Genomic DNA, 19,621 nt, shown 5'->3' on the forward strand with positions numbered 1-19,621 from the left:
CCCCCCACAAAGCGTGCCTAGCGCCGCGCCGCATTTCGCGAACACGAAGTCAACTCCCCGCTCCAGCACGATTGCTTCGGCAAGATAGGGTTCCAAAACCCCAAACTGCGCCAACTCGACACTGCCGCTCGCGCCATCGGTGCCGCAACGGAACCCATCCAGCCACTTGGCTGCGACCCAGCGCGATGCGACTCCAAGATCGCTACTGCGGAGCCTCCTGGGGGCAGATCGGCATTGGTCATGGGAAATCATTTTGCCACTCCGGTTGCTTTCGTAGTAAATCTCGTAGATTCCAGTGAACAACGAATGCCTCGAAAAGTATTGCGGTTGAGCACGTTCGATTTCGTGAAGTAATGTTCGTCAACGAGAAGCACACGACATCGAAACGGCAGGAAAAGGCCCATGGTGAGGGCTGAAGGCACGCGAGTTCGATCGCGCCGATGGTCAAACCGCCTCGGCACGCGAGCGCGAAATGCGAATTGGAATTGCTTTGAAGGAGGGCGTGAAGCTCATCGGATCGTGCGAATAGAGCGGCACGAGAGGGTTTGCCTCGGGATAGTAGGCAGCACAGCTGCCATTCGGGAACGCATACGGGACGATCCGGAAATTGGACAGGCGGCGCTCAACGCCGTCGGTGGACTGAGTGATCAAGTCGACGCGGTCGTCGGCCTGGAGACCACGCCTTTCCATCTCCTGTTCGTTGAGGAAGACCACGTCGCGCTGACCGAAGACACCGCGATAGCGGTCGGACATCGAATATATCGTGGTGTTGTACTGATCGTGACTGCGCACCGTCGTCAGCCACAGCACGTCGAGGCTGTCCTGAGGCGGATCCTCGCCGAGGCCATCGAAGACAAGGAAATTCGCCTTGCCGGAAGCTGTCGTCCAGATGCGTTCGCGCGCGTTTGACGTCAGATGGAAGCCGCCGGGTATGCGAATGCGGGCATTGTAGCCCTGGAAGATCGGGAACACGTCTTCGATCGCGTCGCGGATAAGGTCGTAGTCGGCGGCAAAGCTTTCCCAGTCGACGACGGAACGTGCGCCCAGCGTTGCCCGCGCAATGCCGGCGACGATTGCAGGTTCGCTCCTCAGGTACTCTGACGCCGGAGCATTGCGGCCCGCCGAGGCGTGCACCATCGACATCGAATCCTCGACCGTGACCGACTGCGGCCCTGTTGCCTGGACGTCGATTTCGGTGCGCCCGAGGCAAGGCAGGATCAGCGCGTCGCGCCCGTGTACCAGATGGCTGCGATTGAGCTTGGTCGACACTTGGACTGTCAGGTCGAGCTTGCGCAAGGCAGCGCGTGTCACCTCCCAGTCGGGGATGGCGGACACGAAGTTGCCACCTATGGCGAAGAACACTTTCACCTTGCCGTCTTTCATGGCCTCTAGTGCGGTCACGACGTTGTGGCCGTGATGGGACGGCGGCTTGAAGCCGAAGCGGCGCTCAAGCCGATCGAGAAATTCCCTTGTCGGCGTTTCGGTGATGCCGACCGTGCGATCGCCCTGGACGTTGGAATGGCCGCGTACGGGGCAAAGCCCGGCGCCCTCACGGCCGATATGACCGCGCAGCAGCGTGAGGTTGGCCAACTGCTGCACGCTTTGCGCGCCCCGCCGATGCTGCGTGATGCCCATGCCATATACAACGATCGCTCGTTCGGCCTGCATATAGGCGCGAGCGGCGTATTCGATGTCGTCGCGAGCGAGCCCCGACTGAGACACGATGTCCTCCCATCGCGTCGCCCGCAGGTCGGCGGTGAGCGCTTCGATACCCGTCGTATGGCCCTTGATGAAGTCCCAGTCGAGGACAGCCGGCAGTTCGTCTGCGCGCGCCGCATCGTCAGCCTCCATGAGAACTTTCATGAGTCCCTTGACGACCGCGACATCGCCGCCGACACGCACCTGATAAAGTTTGGCGCTGATCGGCGTCGACGTAAGCGTTGCCATTTCGACCGGACTCTGGGGCGACTGGAATCGCTCCAGGGCGCGCTCGCGGAACGGATTGAAGGACATGATGGTTGCGCCGCGCCGCGAGGCGTTGCGCAGGCTCGTCATCATGCGAGGACTGTTCGTGCCCGGATTTTGTCCGAAGATGAAGATGCAGTCCGTCTTGTCGAAATCGGAAAGCAGGCAGGTACCCTTGCCGACGCCGAGCGAGTGCGGCAGGCCGACGCTGGTAGCCTCGTGGCACATGTTCGAGCAATCAGGGAAATTGTTGGTGCCGAATTCGCGCACGAAGAGCTGGTAGAGGAACGCTGCCTCGTTCGAGGTGCGGCCGGATGTGTAGAACTCGGCCATGTTGGGATCCGGCAACCCGTTGAGGTGGCGGGCAACGGTTGCAAAGGCCTCGTCCCAACCGACCGGCACGTAGTGGTCGGATGCGGCGTCGTAGGCCATCGGATGGGTCAGTCGCCCAACCATCTCGAGATCGAAATCGCTCCAGCTTGAAAGCTCGGCAACGGTATGGGCGGCGAAAAACTCCGGCGTGCAGCGCTTCGCCGTAGCTTCCCAAGCAACCGCCTTGCCCCCGTTCTCGCAAAACTCGAAGGATGAAGTGTGCTTGGGGTCCGGCCAGGCGCAGCCGGGGCAATCGAATCCCTCCGGCTGGTTCATGCGCCCCAGAGTGGCTGCCCCCTTGATCGGGATTCCCTGCTCGACAAGGTGTTCGCCCAGCGCCTTGAGCGCTCCCCACCCGCCGGCCGGGGCATTGTAGGGACGGATATCATTGGCCATCGGAGATACCTTTACGGAGAGCTGAAGAATCCTCCCTGGGCAAGGAGCATTCCGGCAAGCAACATCTTTCCATCGCAGGGGTGCTGCCAGCCATGTCGACTATGTTGCGCCGGCAGCGCTGCGGGGTGGCAACTCTCCCGGAGATGCCAGCTGAATGGGCCGCGTATCCGACCCACGAGGCGGGTAGCACCAACAGGCGGGATCGCTGTCGGAAGGGCGATCAGCGACATCCGTGCGGTTGCCGCAACGCCAGCGATAGGGTGTCTCGCCAACGAAACGTCTGAAGACCGTGGTGAAATGGGCTTGGTTCTGAAAGCCCACGCTCAGCGCCACATGGACCAGGGTCATCTCGGTCTCGATGAGCATCTGCTTGGCGCGGTCAATCCGCCGCAGCAGCAGGAATTCATGCGGACGAATGCCGGTGGCCGCCCGGAACTGTGCGGCGAAATACATTCGGCTGAGCCCCGCCACTGCTGCCATGTCGGCGAGCGTGATCGCCTCATCGAGATGTGAATCGACGTATTCGACGACCCGCTTCCATCGCCATCTCGGCAGGGCGGCCGTAGCGCGTGCCCTCAGGTCTGGCTCTGGATTTGAGCGCAGCGTGAGCAAGCGGGTTACGATAGCAAGGCGGACTGCGTCGGCATAGAGGTCGCCAAATCCATCATGACTGCCTTCGGCCGCCTCGAGCGCTCGGGAAAGACGCTCGACGACCGGATCAGAGGAATGCCGTTGCGGGACCAGTTCGGCAAGGCCGAGATCCCGGGGCCGGTCGGAGATACTCAGCCCGTCGATCGCGTTTCGGTCTGCTTCGGTGCATTGTGCCAAGGCGGGTACCGCCGCGGGGTCAGGGTCTGCCGCGGCATTTGCATGCATCATCAGACCACCGCGAAGCGGTCGTTGCATCGCTGCGGCGGACACCGAGAGAACGACATTCATATGAGTGAGGGGGATCGAAATCATGCCGGAATCTGGCGCCATCGGATAGGCGTCGCGCCTTGCGTCGAATGGGTCGAACAATGACGAGCCGAATTCGGACGTTCGGCGCTGACCGTCGGCTTGCATCGATTGCGCTATGCCTTTGCGTCGAGGGAGGACGGGCCGATCCTCTCCCGGCCGTCGATCGTCATGTTCGGATTCAGACGATGAGTCGAACTGCATTGGACCATGCTCCTCTGCCTTCAGAGTTTTCCTCTGCTTGCCGGGCCAAGGTACACGGGTGGGAAAACTGCTCCATTAAATGGCAGTCTGAATGAATCATATCATCAGCTATGCGGCGCATACGATGGTATCAACTATTGGCGGCGGCGCCTTCGGCGCTCTGGCGATCACAGCAATCTTGGGCAGGGAGGCCGCTTGGCGGCGGCAGCGTCTTCTACAAGCCTCTGACGCCGCGCCATGATCCGGTGCATAGCCGACGCGATAAACTGGTAACGCGAAAACAAGCCGGAATGACCTCTTCGTGGTTATCCAAGCGCTGCCATCTCCATGCTCCTGGAGCAAAGTCGCTCACGTTCCCAATCGGCACTTGCGTTCGTTCCAGGAAGATTACCGCCAACCTGTGCGGTTGAATTCCAGGCGGGTTTCGAGGATCGCCTACGTCTTGCCCTGGCGGGTCTCGTTGCCAGATTAATATGCTAAGATGGCGCTGTGCCATCCGCAGCCGGAATCGTGAGAGGCGTATTGCTATCGTGACAGCAGGTTCCAATCCAGGCCCATCCGCGTCGACCGCTTTTGCGTCGACCGTCTATGTCATCGATGATGATGACGCTGTGCGGGATGCCCTGAGCGGCCTGTTCAGATCTGTGGGGCTGCATGTCGAGCTGTTCGCCTCCACCAGCCAGTTCCTACAGGGCAATCTACCGGAAACGCCAAGCTGCCTCGTGCTCGATATCCGGTTGCCCGGCGTAAGCGGACTCGATTTCCAGGCTCATCTTGCAAAGTCGGACATTCAAATGCCGATTGTCTTTATGACGGGCCACGGCGATGTCCCGATGTCGGTGCGCGCGATGAAAGCCGGGGCAATCGATTTTCTGACTAAGCCGTTCCGTGAACAGGACATGCTTGATGCGGTCTTCGGTGCACTCGAGAACGACCGCATAAGGTGGGAAACCGACCAGGAAGTGGCAACGCTATCAGCCCTCTACAAAACACTGACTTCTCGCGAAAAGGAGGTCATGTTCTTCGTGACCAAGGGTTTGATGAACAAGCAGATCGCGGGCGAGATGGGCCTCAGCGAAATTACGGTCAAGATTCATCGCGGACATCTCATGCGCAAGATGGCGGTCCGAACCTTGCCCGACCTGGTACGGATTGCAGAACGGTTGGGCGTTCGAAGCGTAAACCGCTAGAGATGTCAAAGTCGTCATTCGGTATGGACGAAAATCTTCCGATCCCGCCCCTCCAGATGTTCTCGATGCTGTTGCCGCAGTCCGACCACACACTGCGCTCCGCCGTTCGCCGGATAATGACCCCGGGACGCCGCGCCGGCATGGATGGTGTTCCTTGGGCTCGTCATGAAAACGGCGCCGGTTCAGTCTTCGCTCGCCCTGGTCGTCGCGGCCGCGCAACACCTTCGAGGATCGATCGCAACTCCTCTCTGCCTCTGGCGATCCGAGACGTCAGCGTGCCCGCTGGAATGCCCAGCGCCTTGCTGGCATCGTCGTAGGAGAGGCCTTCAACCGCGACAAGCACGAGTGCTGCGCGCCGTTCGGGGTTGATCCGCTGAAGCGCGGAGAATACATCCACCGAGACCAGCCTCTCGGCCTCTGGCGACATCGCGATCGCATCTATCGTTTCCGAGATCGTGGTCACCGCCTGGGCGTGGCGTTTGGCGCGCCGCAACTGGTCGATGAACACATTGTGCATGATTGTGAGCAGCCAGCGGCGTGGCGTATCGCCTACCGTCCAATTCGCCATCCTCGACAGCGCCCGTTCGAGGCTGTCCTGCACAAGGTCATCGGCGGCATCGCGGTCCCGCATCAGCGCGCGCGCATAGCCGCGCAGCCGTGGAATCTCCTCAACGATCGCTCGCCTGCGTTCGTCGGCGATTTCGGCCTCCGCGACGCTTGCCGTGCGAAAACGCGGCTGCCGCGAAGCACTGGGCGGAAGTTTGAGATGGGTCGTGTTCATGGTCTTCAGGCGGTGCGCAATGGCGGCGATTGCAACTCGCCATCTAGACTGAACCCGGTCGGACACGAACCAGATAGCCACAACCATCCGCTAGTTCGAGACTGCACGTCTGGTCTCCGATGCATGTGCGGCTGCCTCTCCTGACTTTTGCTGCATCCAATCGATGCTGTCGGCTGGGTGCCGTCGGCGCTACCATGGCGGACCCGACCGAGGGCTTCTTTTCGAAACGACTACATTCTTTCGTGATGCAATGTGCGCGAATCGATGTTTAGGAAGGAGGTGTTCGCGAGAGTGCCAGGCCATCACTCGGCTGGGCCAAATGACATCCTCGCCGCGGGGGCAGGCATGCCTTCCGCACCGCCCCTCAGATAGGTCCAATAAAGAGGAAGCCCCGTGAACAGGAATCCGCCAGCAATGTTGCCCAGGGTCACGGGTATCTGGTTCCAGTACCACCAGTCTGCGAAGCTGATCTTGGCCCCGAGCATCATCCCCATGGGAATAACGAACATGTTGACGACGCAGTGCTCGAAACCGAGCGCGAAGAAAGCGAATATTGGCAGCCAGCATCCGACGATCCTGCCGACGGCGGACTTCGAACTCGTTCCCATGACGACGCCGAGGCAGACCATCCAGTTGCAGAGCATGGCCTTGACGAAGCCGGTCACCAGTCCATCATATCCATATGGCTCATAGGCGATCGTCTTCGCTTCTGCGAGCGCGCGCAGATGATCTCCGAGCGCACCCGCCCCGACATTGCCGACATCGGTCAGGACGACATAGAACAGCCCGGCAAAGGCCAGCGAGCCGAGCATGTTGCCGACAAAAACCCAGAACCAGTTGGCCAACATCCGGCCGACCGTCGTGCGGTGAGCCAGGACGGCCAGTGGAACCAGACCAAAATTCCCGGTCAGGAGCTCGAGGCCAAGGATGACGATGATGGCAAATCCCACCGGGAAGATGAGAGCGCCAACGAGTGGGACATTTGTCTGAAGCGCACCTTGCAGGGCCAGGCTCGTCGCGAAGGCGAGAAGCGCTCCGGAAAGCATGCCGCGGACCACAAGATCGGGAACGCCGTGAGCGGCTTTGGCGGCGCCAAGATCCACCATTGACCGCGCGATTTCGAGCGGTGAGAGGCTGTCATTCATGATCGCTGTCCTTTCGGGTCAGGCACGTTTCCCGTGCGCCGCTAACCAGGACTGGATAGCCGTCGGCATTTCGCGGCGACATCCTACGCAGGGCAACCGGATTAGGCGCTTGATTTAGGTCCAGACATTCCTTGGTATGCCTTGTCGGCCGCGGTCAGGTCGGGTGCCGGTCCGGTGACCGCCGCGCACTCACCGACGAGGACGTGCAGCGGACCGTTGACGATGGCGACGTCGAGTCCATGGACGCTGCGCGGCGCGCCATGAGGTCGAAGGCGATCGACGCGCCAGCATGGCGGTGAGGATCTTGCATCTCGGTGATCTGCGCCGCGTCGCGCATGAACAGCGGCTCGACATAGAAGTCGACGTGCCGCCACGACGAAATCGACCGGTCGCCCGGCACGTCGATGCGCGGCATCTTGTCGACCAACTCGTTGCTGCGCAATGAGGATCCCTTGCTGACTGCGGTCGTCTTGATAACGACAGGTGGATCCTCGGCGTTGGACCAATCTCAAGATTGCCCTCGCGATCCGCACAGGGTGCCACGGTGAGCGGGGCATGCGGGGTCAGATTGATGAAGCAGCGCGAGAACAGCTCGAGACAGGTATGATCCGCACAGAGCTCGATCTTGCCGGCCGCTCACATGGTGGAAGCGCTCGATGTCGGGATTGGTGATCTAGTCGTTGCTGGCGACCAGGTCCCAAATCGGCTTGGTCTTCCACGCGCGGCGGCCGGTGTTGAGCGTGACTGACTGGGCCTTAGTTATGGCCACCGAGCGTATTCACATTCGCGCAGAAGGCGGTGTATGGTTGCTCCATGCCTTTGCACTCGTTCTTCATCGCTTGTTGCTTTTCGGCAGGCATAGCCATGAATACGTGCTTGAATTCCTTCAGCGGCTTCATGGTTTTCATGCTGGCATCCGTAAAGAACGGTTTCATAGTGTCCGGCTCACCCAGCGTGCCGGCAAGTGCAATGCCGCCAGACGGGGAAAATGCAATTGCGGCACCGAGGCAGATAGCTTTGATGTTCACGGGGTATGGTCCTTCCTAGTTCAATGGTGGTACCAGCGACAAATTGCGTTGGTGGGTAGAAAAATTAACCCCCAACCTGACTTATGTATTTTCTCTAACCGCTAGGCTTTTGTCTGAAAGACTGTTGATGACTGGCCGTGCCATGACGAATGCGGTCGCAGCAATGGAGGTGCGACGAACGTCATTTTGGCTGGGCCGGGTTATGTCAGGGGGCCGGCCATAGTCTGGACGTCGTGCGCTGGGCCGCAGGCGGGAAGATCAGCGTGCCTACGAGCGGGAGATCTGTCTGAGGCGCGCCATCCCCCCTGTGGGCGGCTCGAATCGGGCAATATTGAAATCACAGCGGCGTTCTCAAAAGACCTCTTGCCTCTGCTTTTGCAAGTATCGCGGCGCCCAGCATCGGCGTTCCTTGCGTCGGTCAATACCTGATCCGTACCGTGTGCGGGCGTACCGATGGTGAGGGTCGCACCCCCTCCGGTGCGAGCGCCATCCCGGCGAGCCGACCACCGATGCCGGTCGCCGTGTTTGGGGATGCCTAACATAGTGCCAAGGAAGCACGTCATGGAAGAGACGGTACTCGCGAATTTCCAAACGACGGGCCAGATATCAGTCCGGAGTGATCTGGAAGCGGTGCGAGGGCGATGTCGCACGCCCTCTTCTTCGTTGCCGCGACACCATGCGTTCCATTGAGGATTTTCCATGTCGACCTATCTAATCAACCATCTGCGAATCCCTGGCGATGTACCCAACGGTGAAGGTCTGTCCTATCTCGAGCAGGTCGAGGCTACCGTTGCACCCTATGGCGGTAAGTGGCTGGCGCAGGGCTCAGTTGACGTACTCGAGGGAGCTTGGCCGGGCTCGGTCGTGCTGATGGAGTTCCCAAGCCGCGATACTGCGAGCGCTTGGTACAATTCAGCCGTATATCAGGCGATCGCGCCTCTGCGTGTCCGCAACGCCATCTCCGACCTCGTCCTGATCGACTCGCTGCCCGATGGCTTCACGATCAAGGAATTCGCCAAGGACATCCGTCGGGCGCTCAAAAGAGCCTGAAACGTTTGCTTGTCTCGATTGGTCCGAGCGACGTGCTGGCGCCATCTCCGTGTCCGGACGCGTGCGCGTTGTCGACGTCAACTCTGATGTTCGAGGGCGATAGGCAGCCTGCGCAGGTCCGCAGATTTTGATGAATCTGTCGCATCCTGATGTTCGCTCGTGCAGGGCACACGCGATTTAGGGAAACCTAGCAAGCCCCGGCTAGTCAATGCCCATGGCAAGTGGCGTCGCCCGTCTGTCCTAGCTGCGCTGCTTGGCCCTGTTTGCACCGCCCCACAGCGAACCGGGATTTGCATGACCCGGATACAGCGCCAGCATCGCGTCATAGAGTTCTCGTGCGTTGGACGTGACCGCGTCGAGGCGATTGAAATCTCGCAGATACTGTTGCGTCTCCGCGACGATGCTTGGGTCGTCCCTGTTCGCCGGCACCTTGTGGCCCGCGATCACCGCCTTCGGCTTCAGGGCAGCCAGCCTGTCCAGCGTGGCAATCCACTCGAGCCTGCTTTCGGTATTGGTCTCGCCGAGATACGGGTGGATGCCGTTGTAGACCACATCGCCCCCAACGATCAGGCCGATCGACGGCACATGCAGGACGGTGGAATGGGCGGTGTCCGTGCGGCCGGTGTCCACAACATCCAGCTTGTGGCCTTCCAAGTCCATCGTGCCGCTCTCAAGCGGATCGGCGACGCGCAGATGCTCCGGAATTTGGTTGGGGAAGAGGCGGCGCCAGAAGTCTTTCTGCCACGCCTCGGTCAATTGGCTCCGCATGGCTCCAACCACCTCTGGCGCGGCGAGGGCCCGTGCTTCCGGGAAGCGTCCCAGTAATGCCGCCAAGCCGAAAAAGTGATCCCCGTGACCATGCGTCACATAGATGGTGATGAGCTTCTTGCCGCTGACAGCAACCCAGTCCACCAGCGTGCGTGACTGCTCTACTGTCAGGAACGTATCCACCAGCACCGCGTAGCGCGCGCCGTGGATCAGCGTCGAGGAGTTTGCCACCCACGCCAGGTCCTCCTTGCCCGGCGGCAGATCGCGGGCAAGCCCCGGCCGTGTGACCGTCAGCACATCATATTGGAGGTCGCTGAGGTGAGGTGTGCTCGATGTCATAGTCAAGGTCCTTAGTCATAACTTTACCGTATACCCTGGAACCGCCCGCGTTCGACAGATGCGGGATGGACGACGGGGCAGCCCGGGCGGACGGCTCGTTCTGCCATCGACCAGTGACTATTTTGCGCTTGCCGCGTCCCTGATCAGTGAAGCCACCTGCTTTGGATGGGATATCATGACAACATGGGAAGCGCCGTCGATTGCCACCGTGGCCCGCGACTTGGCCCGGTGGGCCATGAACTCCATCGCGGCCGGCGGGATGTTCCGGTCAGCCGTGCCGTAGATCCAGTATGAGGGCACCGCCTTCCAGGCAGCCACACCCGAGGCCTCGGTAAGAGCTGCCTGCGCCACCGGCCGCTGGGTCACAGCCATCAACCGTGCCTGCTCCGTCGGTACATCGGCGGCAAATTGCTGAGGGAATTTGGACTGCTCAATGTAGAGATCGGTCACGCCATTGCTCAGCGCCACCGGCGGAGCGAGCGTGTCGCCAAGTGTACTGCCCAGAAACTTCTCCGTCAGGCCGAGACTAGTCTCGCCCGTTTCGGGGGCGAATGCCGACACATAGACAAGGGCCTTCACATTCGCGTTGCCGTTCGCAGCCTCAGTGATCACTGCACCGCCATATGAGTGACCGACCAGGATCACTGGGCCCGTCAAGGACTTGACCACGGCTGACACAGCGGCTCCGTCGCTGGCCACTCCACGCAGCGGATTGGCGGCCGCTATGACGTGGAAACGATCCTTTTCCAACTCTTCGATGACGCCGTTCCAGCTCGACGATCCTGCGAAGGCACCGTGTACCAAGACGATCGTGGGCATCGGTTCGTCGGCGCTCTGCGCAGCTCCCGAAAAGCCGACAGCTGCTGCGAGTGCCAGGTTCTTGATCGTTTTGCGCATGATGTTTCGTCCATGATGGAGAAAGTTATGTGTGGGAAATCGCCAAACGGTTATGCGTGGTTATACGCGGCCTGAGCTCCGGGTGGGACTTCCAGCAACTGCAGAAACAGCTTCAAGGCGCTAGGCAAAGCGCAGGCGCAGATATGCCGCCACGGCAATCGCAAGGCCAATCTATACAAAGGTATATATTGGTTGAACATTTAGCTAGAAATTAAAACCAAGGTATAGCGTATAATTTATATTTCGATTTGGCTATTTATTGATCTTCTGTGAAGGCCGGAAGATATCTATCGAGCATAACGAAGATATGCCCGGGCTTCGCTGGAGTGATGAAACCCGGATTGAGGACGACGTCCAGCGCTGCAGTTGGCGACTGGGGTCGTTATGGTACCATGCTTAACAGGATTGACTTCACCGCACCCCTGCAGCACGACGTTGATATTTCGGCTGGCGTATCCGGCGCAAGCCACCTCGTCGGCCTGCTTTCGTTGGCCACGGCGCTTCCACCGTATGTAGTCGGGCAGGAGGAAGTAGCCGCGATGGCGCAACTCCTTTTCACGGATCTTTTCGAGCGCTCACCGAGTATGGCGAGCGTCTTCGCTAACACTGGCATACGTACGCGGCACGTCGCGCGCCCAGTTGCCTGGTATCTCGAACCGCGGGGTTGGCCTGAGCGCACCGCTGTGTACGTGGAGGAAGGTAGCCGTTTGTTCGTCGAGGCTGCAAACAAGGCGCTCGACGCCGCAGGATGCGTGGCAAAAGACGTGGATGTCGTTGTCTTCATTTCTTCCACGGGGATTGCGACACCGAGCCTGGACGCGGTCGTGCATCGACAGATGGGATTCCGACCCGATATCGAACGCGTTCCGGTATTCGGCCTTGGTTGTGCCGGCGGCGTGAGCGGCCTGGCCATTGCTTCGCGCATGGCTGCGGCTCGGCCCGGGTCGACAGTCCTCATGGTGTCTCTCGAGTTGTGCTCGCTGGCCTTTCGTTCGGACCTTGTTGACAAGACCAACGTGATTTCCACGGCGCTCTTCGGTGACGGCGCCGCAGCGTGTGTCCTGCGCTCTGGTCAGGCAGGCATCGCAATGATCGACGGCGCAGGCGAACATCTGTGGCCGGATACTCTCGGCATCATGGGATGGAACATGGATCCCGTGGGATTTGGCGTCCTGCTTGCACCGAACCTGCCGGCTTTCGCCACGACCAACCTGGGCCCGGCGGTAGAAGGTGTCTTGGCACGCATAGGGCTCGGCGCGGCCGACATCGGACGCTTCATCTGCCACCCCGGAGGGGCGAAGGTGGTAACTGCAATTGAGCGCTCGCTGGAATTAAACCAAGGATCGCTTGATCACGAGAGAACGGTGCTAAGCGACTTCGGAAACATGTCGGCACCAACCGTCCTGTTCGTTCTGGCGAGGGCAATTGCCGAGGGACTGCCGAAGCGGACCGCTCTTTTGGCCATGGGACCGGGCTTCAGCGCATCATGTGTGTCTCTCGTGCGGGCGACATGACGATGGAAGCGGTTCTGGTCCTTGCATTGGTAACTCTCCAACGGCTTGGAGAGCTGATCCTGTCCCATCACAACACAAAAAGGCTTCTCGACAAAGGCGCGTGGGAAGCGGCGCCTGCTCATTACCCGTTCCTGGTTATACTTCATGCAAGTTGGCTCGGGGGATTGTGGTGGCTGGCGCCGGGCCGTTCCGTCGACGTGGGGTTCCTGCTCGCCTACCTCGCCGTCCAACCCCTTCGGATTTGGATCCTGGCGACGTTGGGACGACGCTGGACGACACGTATCATCATATTGCCGAACTCGCCTCTGGTTGTGCGCGGACCGTACGCGGTGATCTCGCATCCCAACTATTTGGTGGTCGTCGCCGAGATTGCACTGCTGCCGATGGCTTTCCATCTAGGCTGGTATGCCCTGATATTTTCCGCTTTGAATGCGGCTATGCTGTTTGTGCGCATCCCGGCTGAGAACAAAGCTCTTGGCATTGCGCGTCCGAGGCCAGTCGGTCGCGCATTATGACCGACGACGAACCGGTCCGGGTCCAATTCGCAACATGGATAGGCTTTGCTGCGATGTGCCTCGGCATGTTCATGGCCGTGCTGGACGTGCAGATTGTCGCGACTGCGCTGCCAGCAATCCGCTCTGCTCTTGGCATCGGCGACGATCGGATGAGTTGGGTGCAGACCGCCTATCTAATCAGCGAGGTGATAGCGATCCCGCTGACCGGATTTCTGACACGCGCCTTGGGGGTGCGCATCCTGTTTTCGGCGGGCGTCGGCGTCTTTACAGTTGCCTCGATCGGCTGTGCGGCAAGCCACGGATTCGAGACCCTGATCGCCTGGCGGATATTGCAGGGCTTTTCCGGCGGAATGCTTATCCCGCTCGTATTCTCCGCTGTTTTCCTGCTGTTCCCCATACATCTCCAGGGGATTGCGACAATGATCGCTGGAATGCTGGCGGTCCTCGCGCCGAGCGTCGGCCCGGTAGCTGGCGGTTGGATTACAGAGACGACCTCTTGGCATTGGCTGTTTCTGGTCAATGTGACTCCCGGCATCATCGCCTGTGCGTTGGGCATGACGATGCTGGCGAAAGAAAACTTGGACCGATCGCTGCTACGCACTCTGGATGTCCTGGGTCTGGCTCTTATGGCGACCTGCCTGGCCTCCTTGGAGATCGGGCTGAAGGAAGCGCCTACCCTCGGCTGGCTCCAAGGACCTACCCCGCTCCTGCTGGTCCTCAGTCTGGGAGCAGGCGTTACCCTGGGAGCCCGCGTGCTAAGACAGCGATCGCCAGTCCTGAACCTGCACCTCTTCCGCGAGCGGAGCTTTGCCCTCGGCTGCGCACTGAGCTTCATCTTTGGCATGGGACTATACGGCTCGGTTTATCTGATGCCCGTCTTTCTGTCTTTCGTACGCGATCACGGCTCGCTGACCGTCGGGCTCATCATGCTCGTCACTGGCATCACGCAAATGGCGACATCGCCTGTCGCTGTCTGGTTAGAGCCGCGCATCTCCGCGAAAGTTCTATCCATGTTTGGGTTCGCGGTTTTTGGCTCGGGCCTAGCGATGAGTGCTTTCTCTACGACCGGGACAGACTTCGATGGCATGTTTTGGCCACAGGTCATCCGTGGCTCCGCCATCATGCTATGCCTGTTGCCTCCTACCCGGCTGGCGCTTGGCGACATTTCACCAGAAAATCTCCCTGACGCCAGCGCCTTGTTCAATCTCATGCGCAATCTTGGCGGGGCCATCGGCCTGGCGTTGATCGACACGGTCATTTGGGGACGATCTCCAACGATTGCGAAAAACCTTGGCGAGGATCTCCTGGCAGGCGACAGCAAGATTGCGACGCTCATCGGTCTGCCACCCGGATTCGTGACAGGCCCCGTTTCAAAGCATATCGACCCCGCCGTCGAAGCCATCGTGCAGCCGCTAATCCAAAAGGCGGCGCTCACCCAAGCCATTAATGAGGCGTGGGCCATGCTGGCTTGTGCCATGATCTTAGGGTTTACCCTTGCCTTGCTTGTGCCGGCGACACGGCGGCCGACACAACCTCAGGCAGCGACGGCGTAAACAGTAAGCCTGTCTCCGATCCAAATACAGGATCGCAGATCTAGATCCCGCGCGGGCTGGGTGTACCCGCGGAACGCGACGGGAGCCCGGTTAAGCTACACGCAGCGCCTCGCATGATGGTTTAGGCCCGCTCGCTGATGCTAAAAGCTGATCGAGCTGCGCACGCCTACCAGGAACGCATCGTTGACAGCTTGCTTTCCCGTTTTATCAGGAACATTTCCGCCGGGATGAACAACATACTGAATGTCGGGTTGAATTGACCACCAAGGCGAAACCGCGACGAAGTAATTCAGTTCAAAAACCGTCTCGGCATCCCTAATCGGATAGCCGGCTGAACCAGCGGATGTATCCCTATCCAGGCCGGCCGCCCTGGCGCTAATGCGAGAATGACTTACAGCCATGGTCAGTGTGTCGTCCTTCCGATTTTCGAAGAGACCTTCGATAGCGATACCGGCATCCACCCCCCATGATACAAGGTTGCGGTCGGAAGGTGCCAACTGCCCCCGCAGGAACGCACTGACACTCATCTGACTAGAAGTGAAAAGCGTATTGTCCACCAGGCCATATAACGCCCAATCGCCTCGGTGCGTAAGAGGTTCAACCACGCTGGGATTTGCCAACGATACAACGTTGCCGACACCGTCGCGGCCGAACCGCTGGTCTGCAAATGTGCCCGTATGGTACCAACCGCCGATCTTAAGGGCGATGGCGGGACCGCCGGCCCCGTCTTCCTGGTTGATCTCGTAGGCTAGTTCCCCCATCAGCAGCACACCGCCGCTAGTGCTGAATGTGGTTCCATGCCGGTTACAAACCTGCGGGTCGTCCTGGCAATCGTTCCCAGCTGGATTCCCACTGAATACCCCGGCACGAAGAACGACATCCGGCTGCAAATAGAACACCGCCAGGGCGCCTGGGGTGGCGAGCGGATATGCGGGGCCGCCGCTCGTCATATCTGCCCCGTTTAGAACCGGCCAGCCAAAAGCTCCATTCAGCAAGTTGCCTGCTGACTTCATTACCGAAAAGTCTTCATCGGCTGACAATTGGCCTATCCGAAACAAGTTTTTATTGGGAAACTCCTGCTGAACCCAGGCCGTAAAAAGACGTGTGGTGGGCAACGCGTCGATGTTGCTAGGGTCTCCAAGGCTTCCGACGCTGTCAGCCGCGTTCCTTTGGTTCACATCGTGGATCTGATAGACCGTCACATGCGCTGAACCGCCTCGCCAGTGCGTAAGCTTGTCGAAATCGAAGTCCGCCGAAGCTTCCAGACGGCCTTCGTAAGTCGTTTGACGCTCGAGTCCGCCTCGCAAATTCGCTATCATTTCGCTTACGTAGTCCAGTGTAAGCGTGATCCCACGATCGGTGAGCGCTGTTCGTGCACCGGACCAGTCGCCGGTCAAATTGCCCCACTCCCAAATGGAATGCGGCGTCGCATCCGCAGCGAGTGTTGGAAATGTCAGCATCGCAAAAACTGCGATTCCGCAAATGCCGCTCCCACATTGAGACTTGAGTCGAGCCATGCGCGACGGCCTACTAGTTCTCATGCGGATTGTGTCATTCCGAAAACGACTAAGTCCCCGAAGCGAGATCATGCATTGCGATCCAGCATTGCAATTGACTTCATCATCCGTTGCAGCCGAGTCAGCCGCTGATGCGTCGACATCCCTTAAGCCGCAGTACTAAATTAGCGACAAAGTCCTGTCGTATGCAAACACTGCATACATGTGCTTCTGGCGGTGGCCATAGTTTGAACGCTCGCTGATGGAAATGCCCTCGTTGACCTCGCTCGGTGAGGTGGAAATCAGGCTCGCCAAGTTACCCCCCGTTGGCGTAGCGGAATGATCCGGGAACACTGTGATCTTGAGACACGAAAACGTCAACGAGACCAGTGTTCTGGTAAATCCTCCGGGCTTCGCAATGAAGAACGCCGTCCTTGGCGGGAGCTAACGGATCAACGGCGAAGCGTGACTAACGCATTCAAGTTACAGCCCCATTTTGGGGCTGCTTGAGGAGATGCAGGCCAAACTGCTTCTCGCGACCGCCTGATTGGGATTCCGTATTTCAGCTCCGGCAAGGTCTCCAAAGGGTGGAGGCATTGCTCGGCGGGTCTCGTATACTGTCGCGTCGATCGACAGTGCCCTTGACGCGCATGAACTGCTTCTACTCGGTCTGCGGGCTCGGCGCTAAATCACCTCGTCGGACAGCTGGTCTTCATCAACAAGACAGCGTCGATCGAAAAGGCGGTTGGCATGAGTGGCCTGCGAACCTGGCAGCGCCGCAAAGACGCTTCATCCAAGCCTCTAATGATCCGGAACATCAGGGCGGATCGACATTGCGGCGTCTTCGCGGCTCGCGTACGCCCAGACAGTCGCCAGAAATGTGCTACCTATTGTGCTACCTATTGTGATACAAATCGAGGCATTAAGCGAACAAAATTCAACAAAAACAACAACTTGGTAGGCATATCGATCCCAGCCAACGGTACCATCGGATTTCCAGCTAAGTAATTGAATTTATTATAGGATTTTTGGTCTCCTTCGGTCACCATTTGTCGGTGCGTATGAATAAGTTTCTCTTTCGCTATGCCGCCGTGGATCCACGCACGTTCTTCGCGGAAGAGGGAGCGCGCACCGACAGAAGGTTAGAAAGGGAGGTCAGCGCATGATGGACTGCCATTCCTCTTCGCAGCGCTGCAACTCCAGCCGAAAATGGTCGTAGAGTTGGCGGGACGGACGAGACAACGGGCGTTGAGCCGGATGGATCAGCGCAAGTTCCACGCTCAGATGTGGATCGGCGATCGGATTGACTGTGACGCGGTCGTTCCCGAGTTCCTTTAGGCCGATCCAGAAGGGGAGGATCGACGACCAGTCGGTTTGGGCCACGAACTCAAGTCCGGCGGAAAGGCTGGCGATCGTGATGGTTCGCTCGACCAAAATCTCACCGTTGCGGGCGGCCTCCTCAATGCGCGGGCGCAGACTGTGGGTCCCCGCCGGTATGGACAGCTTGAGCGGTTTGATTTCATGGAGCCGAATGGGCTCCATCGGCCTGAAACCACAGCCCGAACCAGAGATCAGGGCGACGGGAAATCGCCCGATCGGCATGGCAGCGAGCCCAAGTTGCGGCTTGACGAACTGGCCGACATAAAAATCGAGCGCGCCTTCCGAGGTTTCCGCCACCAGGGCGTCCGCCGTTCCGCTGCCGATCTCGATGTCGACACGCGGATAGTCATTCGTGTAACGCGCCAGCGCCGCCGGCAGCACAGCCCTGGCAAGGCCGGGCGCAAATCCCGCCGATACGGTCCCGCTCAATCCGGCCGAAAAGTCTTGAAGCTCCATCTCCGCTTCGGAGACCGACTTCAGTACAGTGAGGCAACGATCATAGAAGCGCCATCCTGCGGCAGTCGGGTTCACTCCGCGCCTCGTACGCTCGAGCAGTCCGGCGCCGAGCCTCGCCTCAAGTGCGCTCATTTGCTGGCTCACCCCGGACGCAGTGCAGTTCAGCCGCTGCGCGGCGGCGCTTAGGGAACCTTCCTCGCAGGCAGCGACGAAATAGCGGATTTGCCTGAGGTCCATCGCACCATCCTGGTTTCAGGATTTCATAACACAGACCTTAGTAATTATAACTACCAGTAACATCATGCTCGATCCTATGCTCGCCTTCGGCTCTGGGGAGGAGCCTCGCGAGCTACGCCTCGATCCGCCGATTGCGATCGATGCGCAGCCTCGCGCCCGAGGACAGGAGAACCGCATGCTGCCACTCGAAGGTTTTCGAGTGCTCGATCTCACTCACGTACTGGCCGGTCCCTGCGCCACCCATCATCTTCGCTGCATGGGCGCCGAAGTGATCAAGATCGAGCGCCCCGGCGGCGGCGATCCGATGCGCGCGCTCGACATGCAGCCCGAACTCGAGGGCCTCACGCCAGGCTTTCGCGCGCTCAACGCCGGCAAGAAGTCCATTGTCGTCGACCTCGCCGCCGAGGAAGGCCTTGCCACGGTGCTGCGCATTGCGGAAACCTGCGACGTCTTCGTCGAGAATTTTCGGCCGGGCGTGGCGCGGCGGCTCGGGCTTGCCCCCGAGGACCTGTCGAAGGCGCAGTCTGATATCATTTATTGTTCCATTTCGGGGTGGGGTCAGGGCGGACCAAACAGCGAGCGGGGCGCCTACGATCATGTCATTCAGGCGGCGACCGGCATGATGGCGTTGCAGGGTGGCGACCCGCACGATCCACCAATCAAGGTCGGTTTTCCGGTCATCGATATCGCGACGGGAATGTCGGCGGCGGAGGCGATCCTCGCCGCCATCGTCCGCCGGCTGCGTGGGGATACAGCGTCGATAACGCTGGACGTCTCAATGGTCGATTGCGCGCTCGCGCTGATGTCGGGACCGGCCGCCAACACGATCGCAACAGGAAAGGCGCCGGTACGAGTAGGAAACCGCGGCTTCGTCGGCAGCCCGGGCGCGGAGACGTTCGCTACGTCCGATGGGCATATTTCCGTTGCCGCCAACACGATGGGGCAGTTCGCCACGCTTTGCCGGCTGCTTGGCTGCCCCGAACTGGCAAGGCCGCCGCATGTGCCGGCCAAACTGCCGGCCGGCTCCTTTCTCGCCGATGCGGCGACGGACGGGCTGCGCCGGCAGCTTTCTGCCGCTTTCGCTGTCAATCGGGCTGCCGAGCTTGAGGCGGCGTTGAACGCCGCCGGCGTGCCCGCTTCGCGGGTCCGTGATCTCAACGAATATCTCGCCGAACTTTATCCGCTGACCCCGGGCATCGGCGTCGAGGGTGAGCCCCTCGCGCTTGGTCCCGCATTCCGTTGGAGCGATGGTGGACGACCATCGCTGCCGCCGGCGCCCAAGCTCGGCGCGGACAACGACATGTTCAGTTCCGGTACCTCTTTCGCGACGGCCCGTCCGGCAAGGACGATACGGTCATAGCGAAAGGGCTTCCGGCGA

The 19,621-nt window shown here is 59.9% G+C and carries 15 protein-coding genes and 2 pseudogenes; 7 read left to right on the forward strand and 10 right to left on the reverse strand.

What is annotated here, in order from left to right:
- Positions 1–444 precede the first annotated feature (444 nt).
- Positions 445–2,733: an FdhF/YdeP family oxidoreductase gene (locus tag AC0L2H_RS24200; protein ID WP_473592573.1), complete on the reverse strand. Its 2,289-nt coding sequence runs from the start codon at positions 2,731–2,733 to the stop codon at positions 445–447.
- A gap of 99 nt (positions 2,734–2,832) precedes the next feature.
- Positions 2,833–3,894, reverse strand: a complete 1,062-nt coding sequence (locus AC0L2H_RS24205; RefSeq protein WP_473592574.1) for a helix-turn-helix transcriptional regulator — start codon at positions 3,892–3,894, stop codon at positions 2,833–2,835.
- 530 nt (positions 3,895–4,424) lie between these two features.
- Here AC0L2H_RS24205 and AC0L2H_RS24210 point away from each other — a divergent pair.
- On the forward strand, positions 4,425–5,084 hold the full coding sequence (locus AC0L2H_RS24210) for a response regulator transcription factor (protein WP_473592575.1): 660 nt from the start codon (positions 4,425–4,427) through the stop codon (positions 5,082–5,084).
- 163 nt (positions 5,085–5,247) lie between these two features.
- Here the strand turns inward: AC0L2H_RS24210 and AC0L2H_RS24215 are convergent, their stop codons facing one another.
- The 4 genes and pseudogenes from AC0L2H_RS24215 to AC0L2H_RS24230 form a co-directional block, all read right to left on the reverse strand.
- On the reverse strand, positions 5,248–5,865 hold the full coding sequence (locus tag AC0L2H_RS24215; protein WP_473592577.1) for a sigma-70 family RNA polymerase sigma factor: 618 nt from the start codon (positions 5,863–5,865) through the stop codon (positions 5,248–5,250).
- 302 nt (positions 5,866–6,167) lie between these two features.
- A complete protein-coding gene (locus AC0L2H_RS24220; protein ID WP_473592579.1) occupies positions 6,168–7,010 on the reverse strand; it encodes a formate/nitrite transporter family protein in 843 nt (280 codons plus the stop codon).
- Between the two features lie 154 nt (positions 7,011–7,164).
- Positions 7,165–7,634: pseudogene (locus AC0L2H_RS24225) on the reverse strand (malonate decarboxylase subunit alpha).
- 131 nt (positions 7,635–7,765) lie between these two features.
- The gene (locus AC0L2H_RS24230; protein ID WP_473592580.1) at positions 7,766–8,038 is read right to left on the reverse strand and encodes a hypothetical protein; all 273 of its coding nucleotides are present in this window, start codon (positions 8,036–8,038) and stop codon (positions 7,766–7,768) included.
- Between the two features lie 699 nt (positions 8,039–8,737).
- Here AC0L2H_RS24230 and AC0L2H_RS24235 point away from each other — a divergent pair.
- Complete coding sequence (locus tag AC0L2H_RS24235) at positions 8,738–9,088, forward strand: DUF1330 domain-containing protein (protein WP_473592581.1); 351 nt, start codon at positions 8,738–8,740, stop codon at positions 9,086–9,088.
- Between the two features lie 240 nt (positions 9,089–9,328).
- Here AC0L2H_RS24235 and AC0L2H_RS24240 read toward each other — a convergent pair whose 3' ends face one another.
- Both AC0L2H_RS24240 and AC0L2H_RS24245 read right to left on the reverse strand, forming a co-directional pair.
- Complete coding sequence (locus tag AC0L2H_RS24240; protein ID WP_473592582.1) at positions 9,329–10,195, reverse strand: MBL fold metallo-hydrolase; 867 nt, start codon at positions 10,193–10,195, stop codon at positions 9,329–9,331.
- A gap of 117 nt (positions 10,196–10,312) precedes the next feature.
- Positions 10,313–11,092 (reverse strand): alpha/beta fold hydrolase, encoded by a 780-nt coding sequence (locus AC0L2H_RS24245; protein ID WP_473592583.1) that lies wholly within the window; start codon positions 11,090–11,092, stop codon positions 10,313–10,315.
- A gap of 392 nt (positions 11,093–11,484) precedes the next feature.
- On the opposite strand from AC0L2H_RS24245, the gene AC0L2H_RS24250 reads away from it, so the two are divergent.
- From AC0L2H_RS24250 to AC0L2H_RS24260, 3 genes are read left to right on the forward strand one after another with little or no spacing between them, the layout of a single operon-like run.
- Complete coding sequence (locus tag AC0L2H_RS24250; protein ID WP_473592584.1) at positions 11,485–12,606, forward strand: type III polyketide synthase; 1,122 nt, start codon at positions 11,485–11,487, stop codon at positions 12,604–12,606.
- Entirely contained in the window at positions 12,603–13,121 is a 519-nt protein-coding gene (locus AC0L2H_RS24255; protein ID WP_473592585.1) for an isoprenylcysteine carboxyl methyltransferase family protein, read from the forward strand. The genes AC0L2H_RS24250 and AC0L2H_RS24255 overlap by 4 nt, the downstream gene beginning before the upstream one ends.
- Positions 13,118–14,674 carry a DHA2 family efflux MFS transporter permease subunit gene (locus tag AC0L2H_RS24260; protein WP_473592586.1) on the forward strand — a complete coding sequence of 519 codons (1,557 nt, stop codon included), beginning with the start codon at positions 13,118–13,120 and terminating at the stop codon, positions 14,672–14,674. Before AC0L2H_RS24255 ends, AC0L2H_RS24260 begins: the two co-directional genes overlap by 4 nt.
- A gap of 140 nt (positions 14,675–14,814) precedes the next feature.
- Here the strand turns inward: AC0L2H_RS24260 and AC0L2H_RS24265 are convergent, their stop codons facing one another.
- Positions 14,815–16,191: a carbohydrate porin gene (locus AC0L2H_RS24265; protein ID WP_473592587.1), complete on the reverse strand. Its 1,377-nt coding sequence runs from the start codon at positions 16,189–16,191 to the stop codon at positions 14,815–14,817.
- 566 nt (positions 16,192–16,757) lie between these two features.
- Between AC0L2H_RS24265 and AC0L2H_RS24270 the strand changes: the two are divergent.
- Positions 16,758–16,974 (forward strand): annotated as a pseudogene (locus AC0L2H_RS24270) (antitoxin); the annotation flags it as partial.
- Between the two features lie 351 nt (positions 16,975–17,325).
- Here AC0L2H_RS24270 and AC0L2H_RS24275 read toward each other — a convergent pair.
- A complete protein-coding gene (locus AC0L2H_RS24275; protein WP_473592588.1) occupies positions 17,326–18,243 on the reverse strand; it encodes a LysR family transcriptional regulator in 918 nt (305 codons plus the stop codon).
- 175 nt (positions 18,244–18,418) lie between these two features.
- On the opposite strand from AC0L2H_RS24275, the gene AC0L2H_RS24280 reads away from it, so the two are divergent.
- On the forward strand, positions 18,419–19,603 hold the full coding sequence (locus AC0L2H_RS24280; RefSeq protein WP_473592589.1) for a CaiB/BaiF CoA transferase family protein: 1,185 nt from the start codon (positions 18,419–18,421) through the stop codon (positions 19,601–19,603).
- The last annotated feature ends 18 nt before the right edge of the window (positions 19,604–19,621 follow it).

The sequence above is a fragment of the Mesorhizobium sp. WSM4871 genome (assembly GCF_055811295.1).

Bases quoted from the DNA above. Each gene is read 5' to 3' on its own strand.
- AC0L2H_RS24200 (WP_473592573.1), bottom strand. From the start codon at position 2,733: ATGGCCAATGATATCCGTCCCTACAATGCCCCGGCCGGCGGGTGGGGA.
- AC0L2H_RS24205 (WP_473592574.1), bottom strand. From the start codon at position 3,894: ATGCAGTTCGACTCATCGTCTGAATCCGAACATGACGATCGACGGCCG.
- AC0L2H_RS24215 (WP_473592577.1), bottom strand. From the start codon at position 5,865: ATGAACACGACCCATCTCAAACTTCCGCCCAGTGCTTCGCGGCAGCCG.
- AC0L2H_RS24220 (WP_473592579.1), bottom strand. From the start codon at position 7,010: ATGAATGACAGCCTCTCACCGCTCGAAATCGCGCGGTCAATGGTGGAT.
- AC0L2H_RS24235 (WP_473592581.1), top strand. From the start codon at position 8,738: ATGTCGACCTATCTAATCAACCATCTGCGAATCCCTGGCGATGTACCC.
- AC0L2H_RS24240 (WP_473592582.1), bottom strand. From the start codon at position 10,195: ATGACATCGAGCACACCTCACCTCAGCGACCTCCAATATGATGTGCTG.
- AC0L2H_RS24245 (WP_473592583.1), bottom strand. From the start codon at position 11,092: ATGCGCAAAACGATCAAGAACCTGGCACTCGCAGCAGCTGTCGGCTTT.
- AC0L2H_RS24250 (WP_473592584.1), top strand. From the start codon at position 11,485: ATGCTTAACAGGATTGACTTCACCGCACCCCTGCAGCACGACGTTGAT.
- AC0L2H_RS24255 (WP_473592585.1), top strand. From the start codon at position 12,603: ATGACGATGGAAGCGGTTCTGGTCCTTGCATTGGTAACTCTCCAACGG.
- AC0L2H_RS24260 (WP_473592586.1), top strand. From the start codon at position 13,118: ATGACCGACGACGAACCGGTCCGGGTCCAATTCGCAACATGGATAGGC.
- AC0L2H_RS24265 (WP_473592587.1), bottom strand. From the start codon at position 16,191: ATGGCTCGACTCAAGTCTCAATGTGGGAGCGGCATTTGCGGAATCGCA.
- AC0L2H_RS24275 (WP_473592588.1), bottom strand. From the start codon at position 18,243: ATGGACCTCAGGCAAATCCGCTATTTCGTCGCTGCCTGCGAGGAAGGT.
- AC0L2H_RS24280 (WP_473592589.1), top strand. From the start codon at position 18,419: ATGCTGCCACTCGAAGGTTTTCGAGTGCTCGATCTCACTCACGTACTG.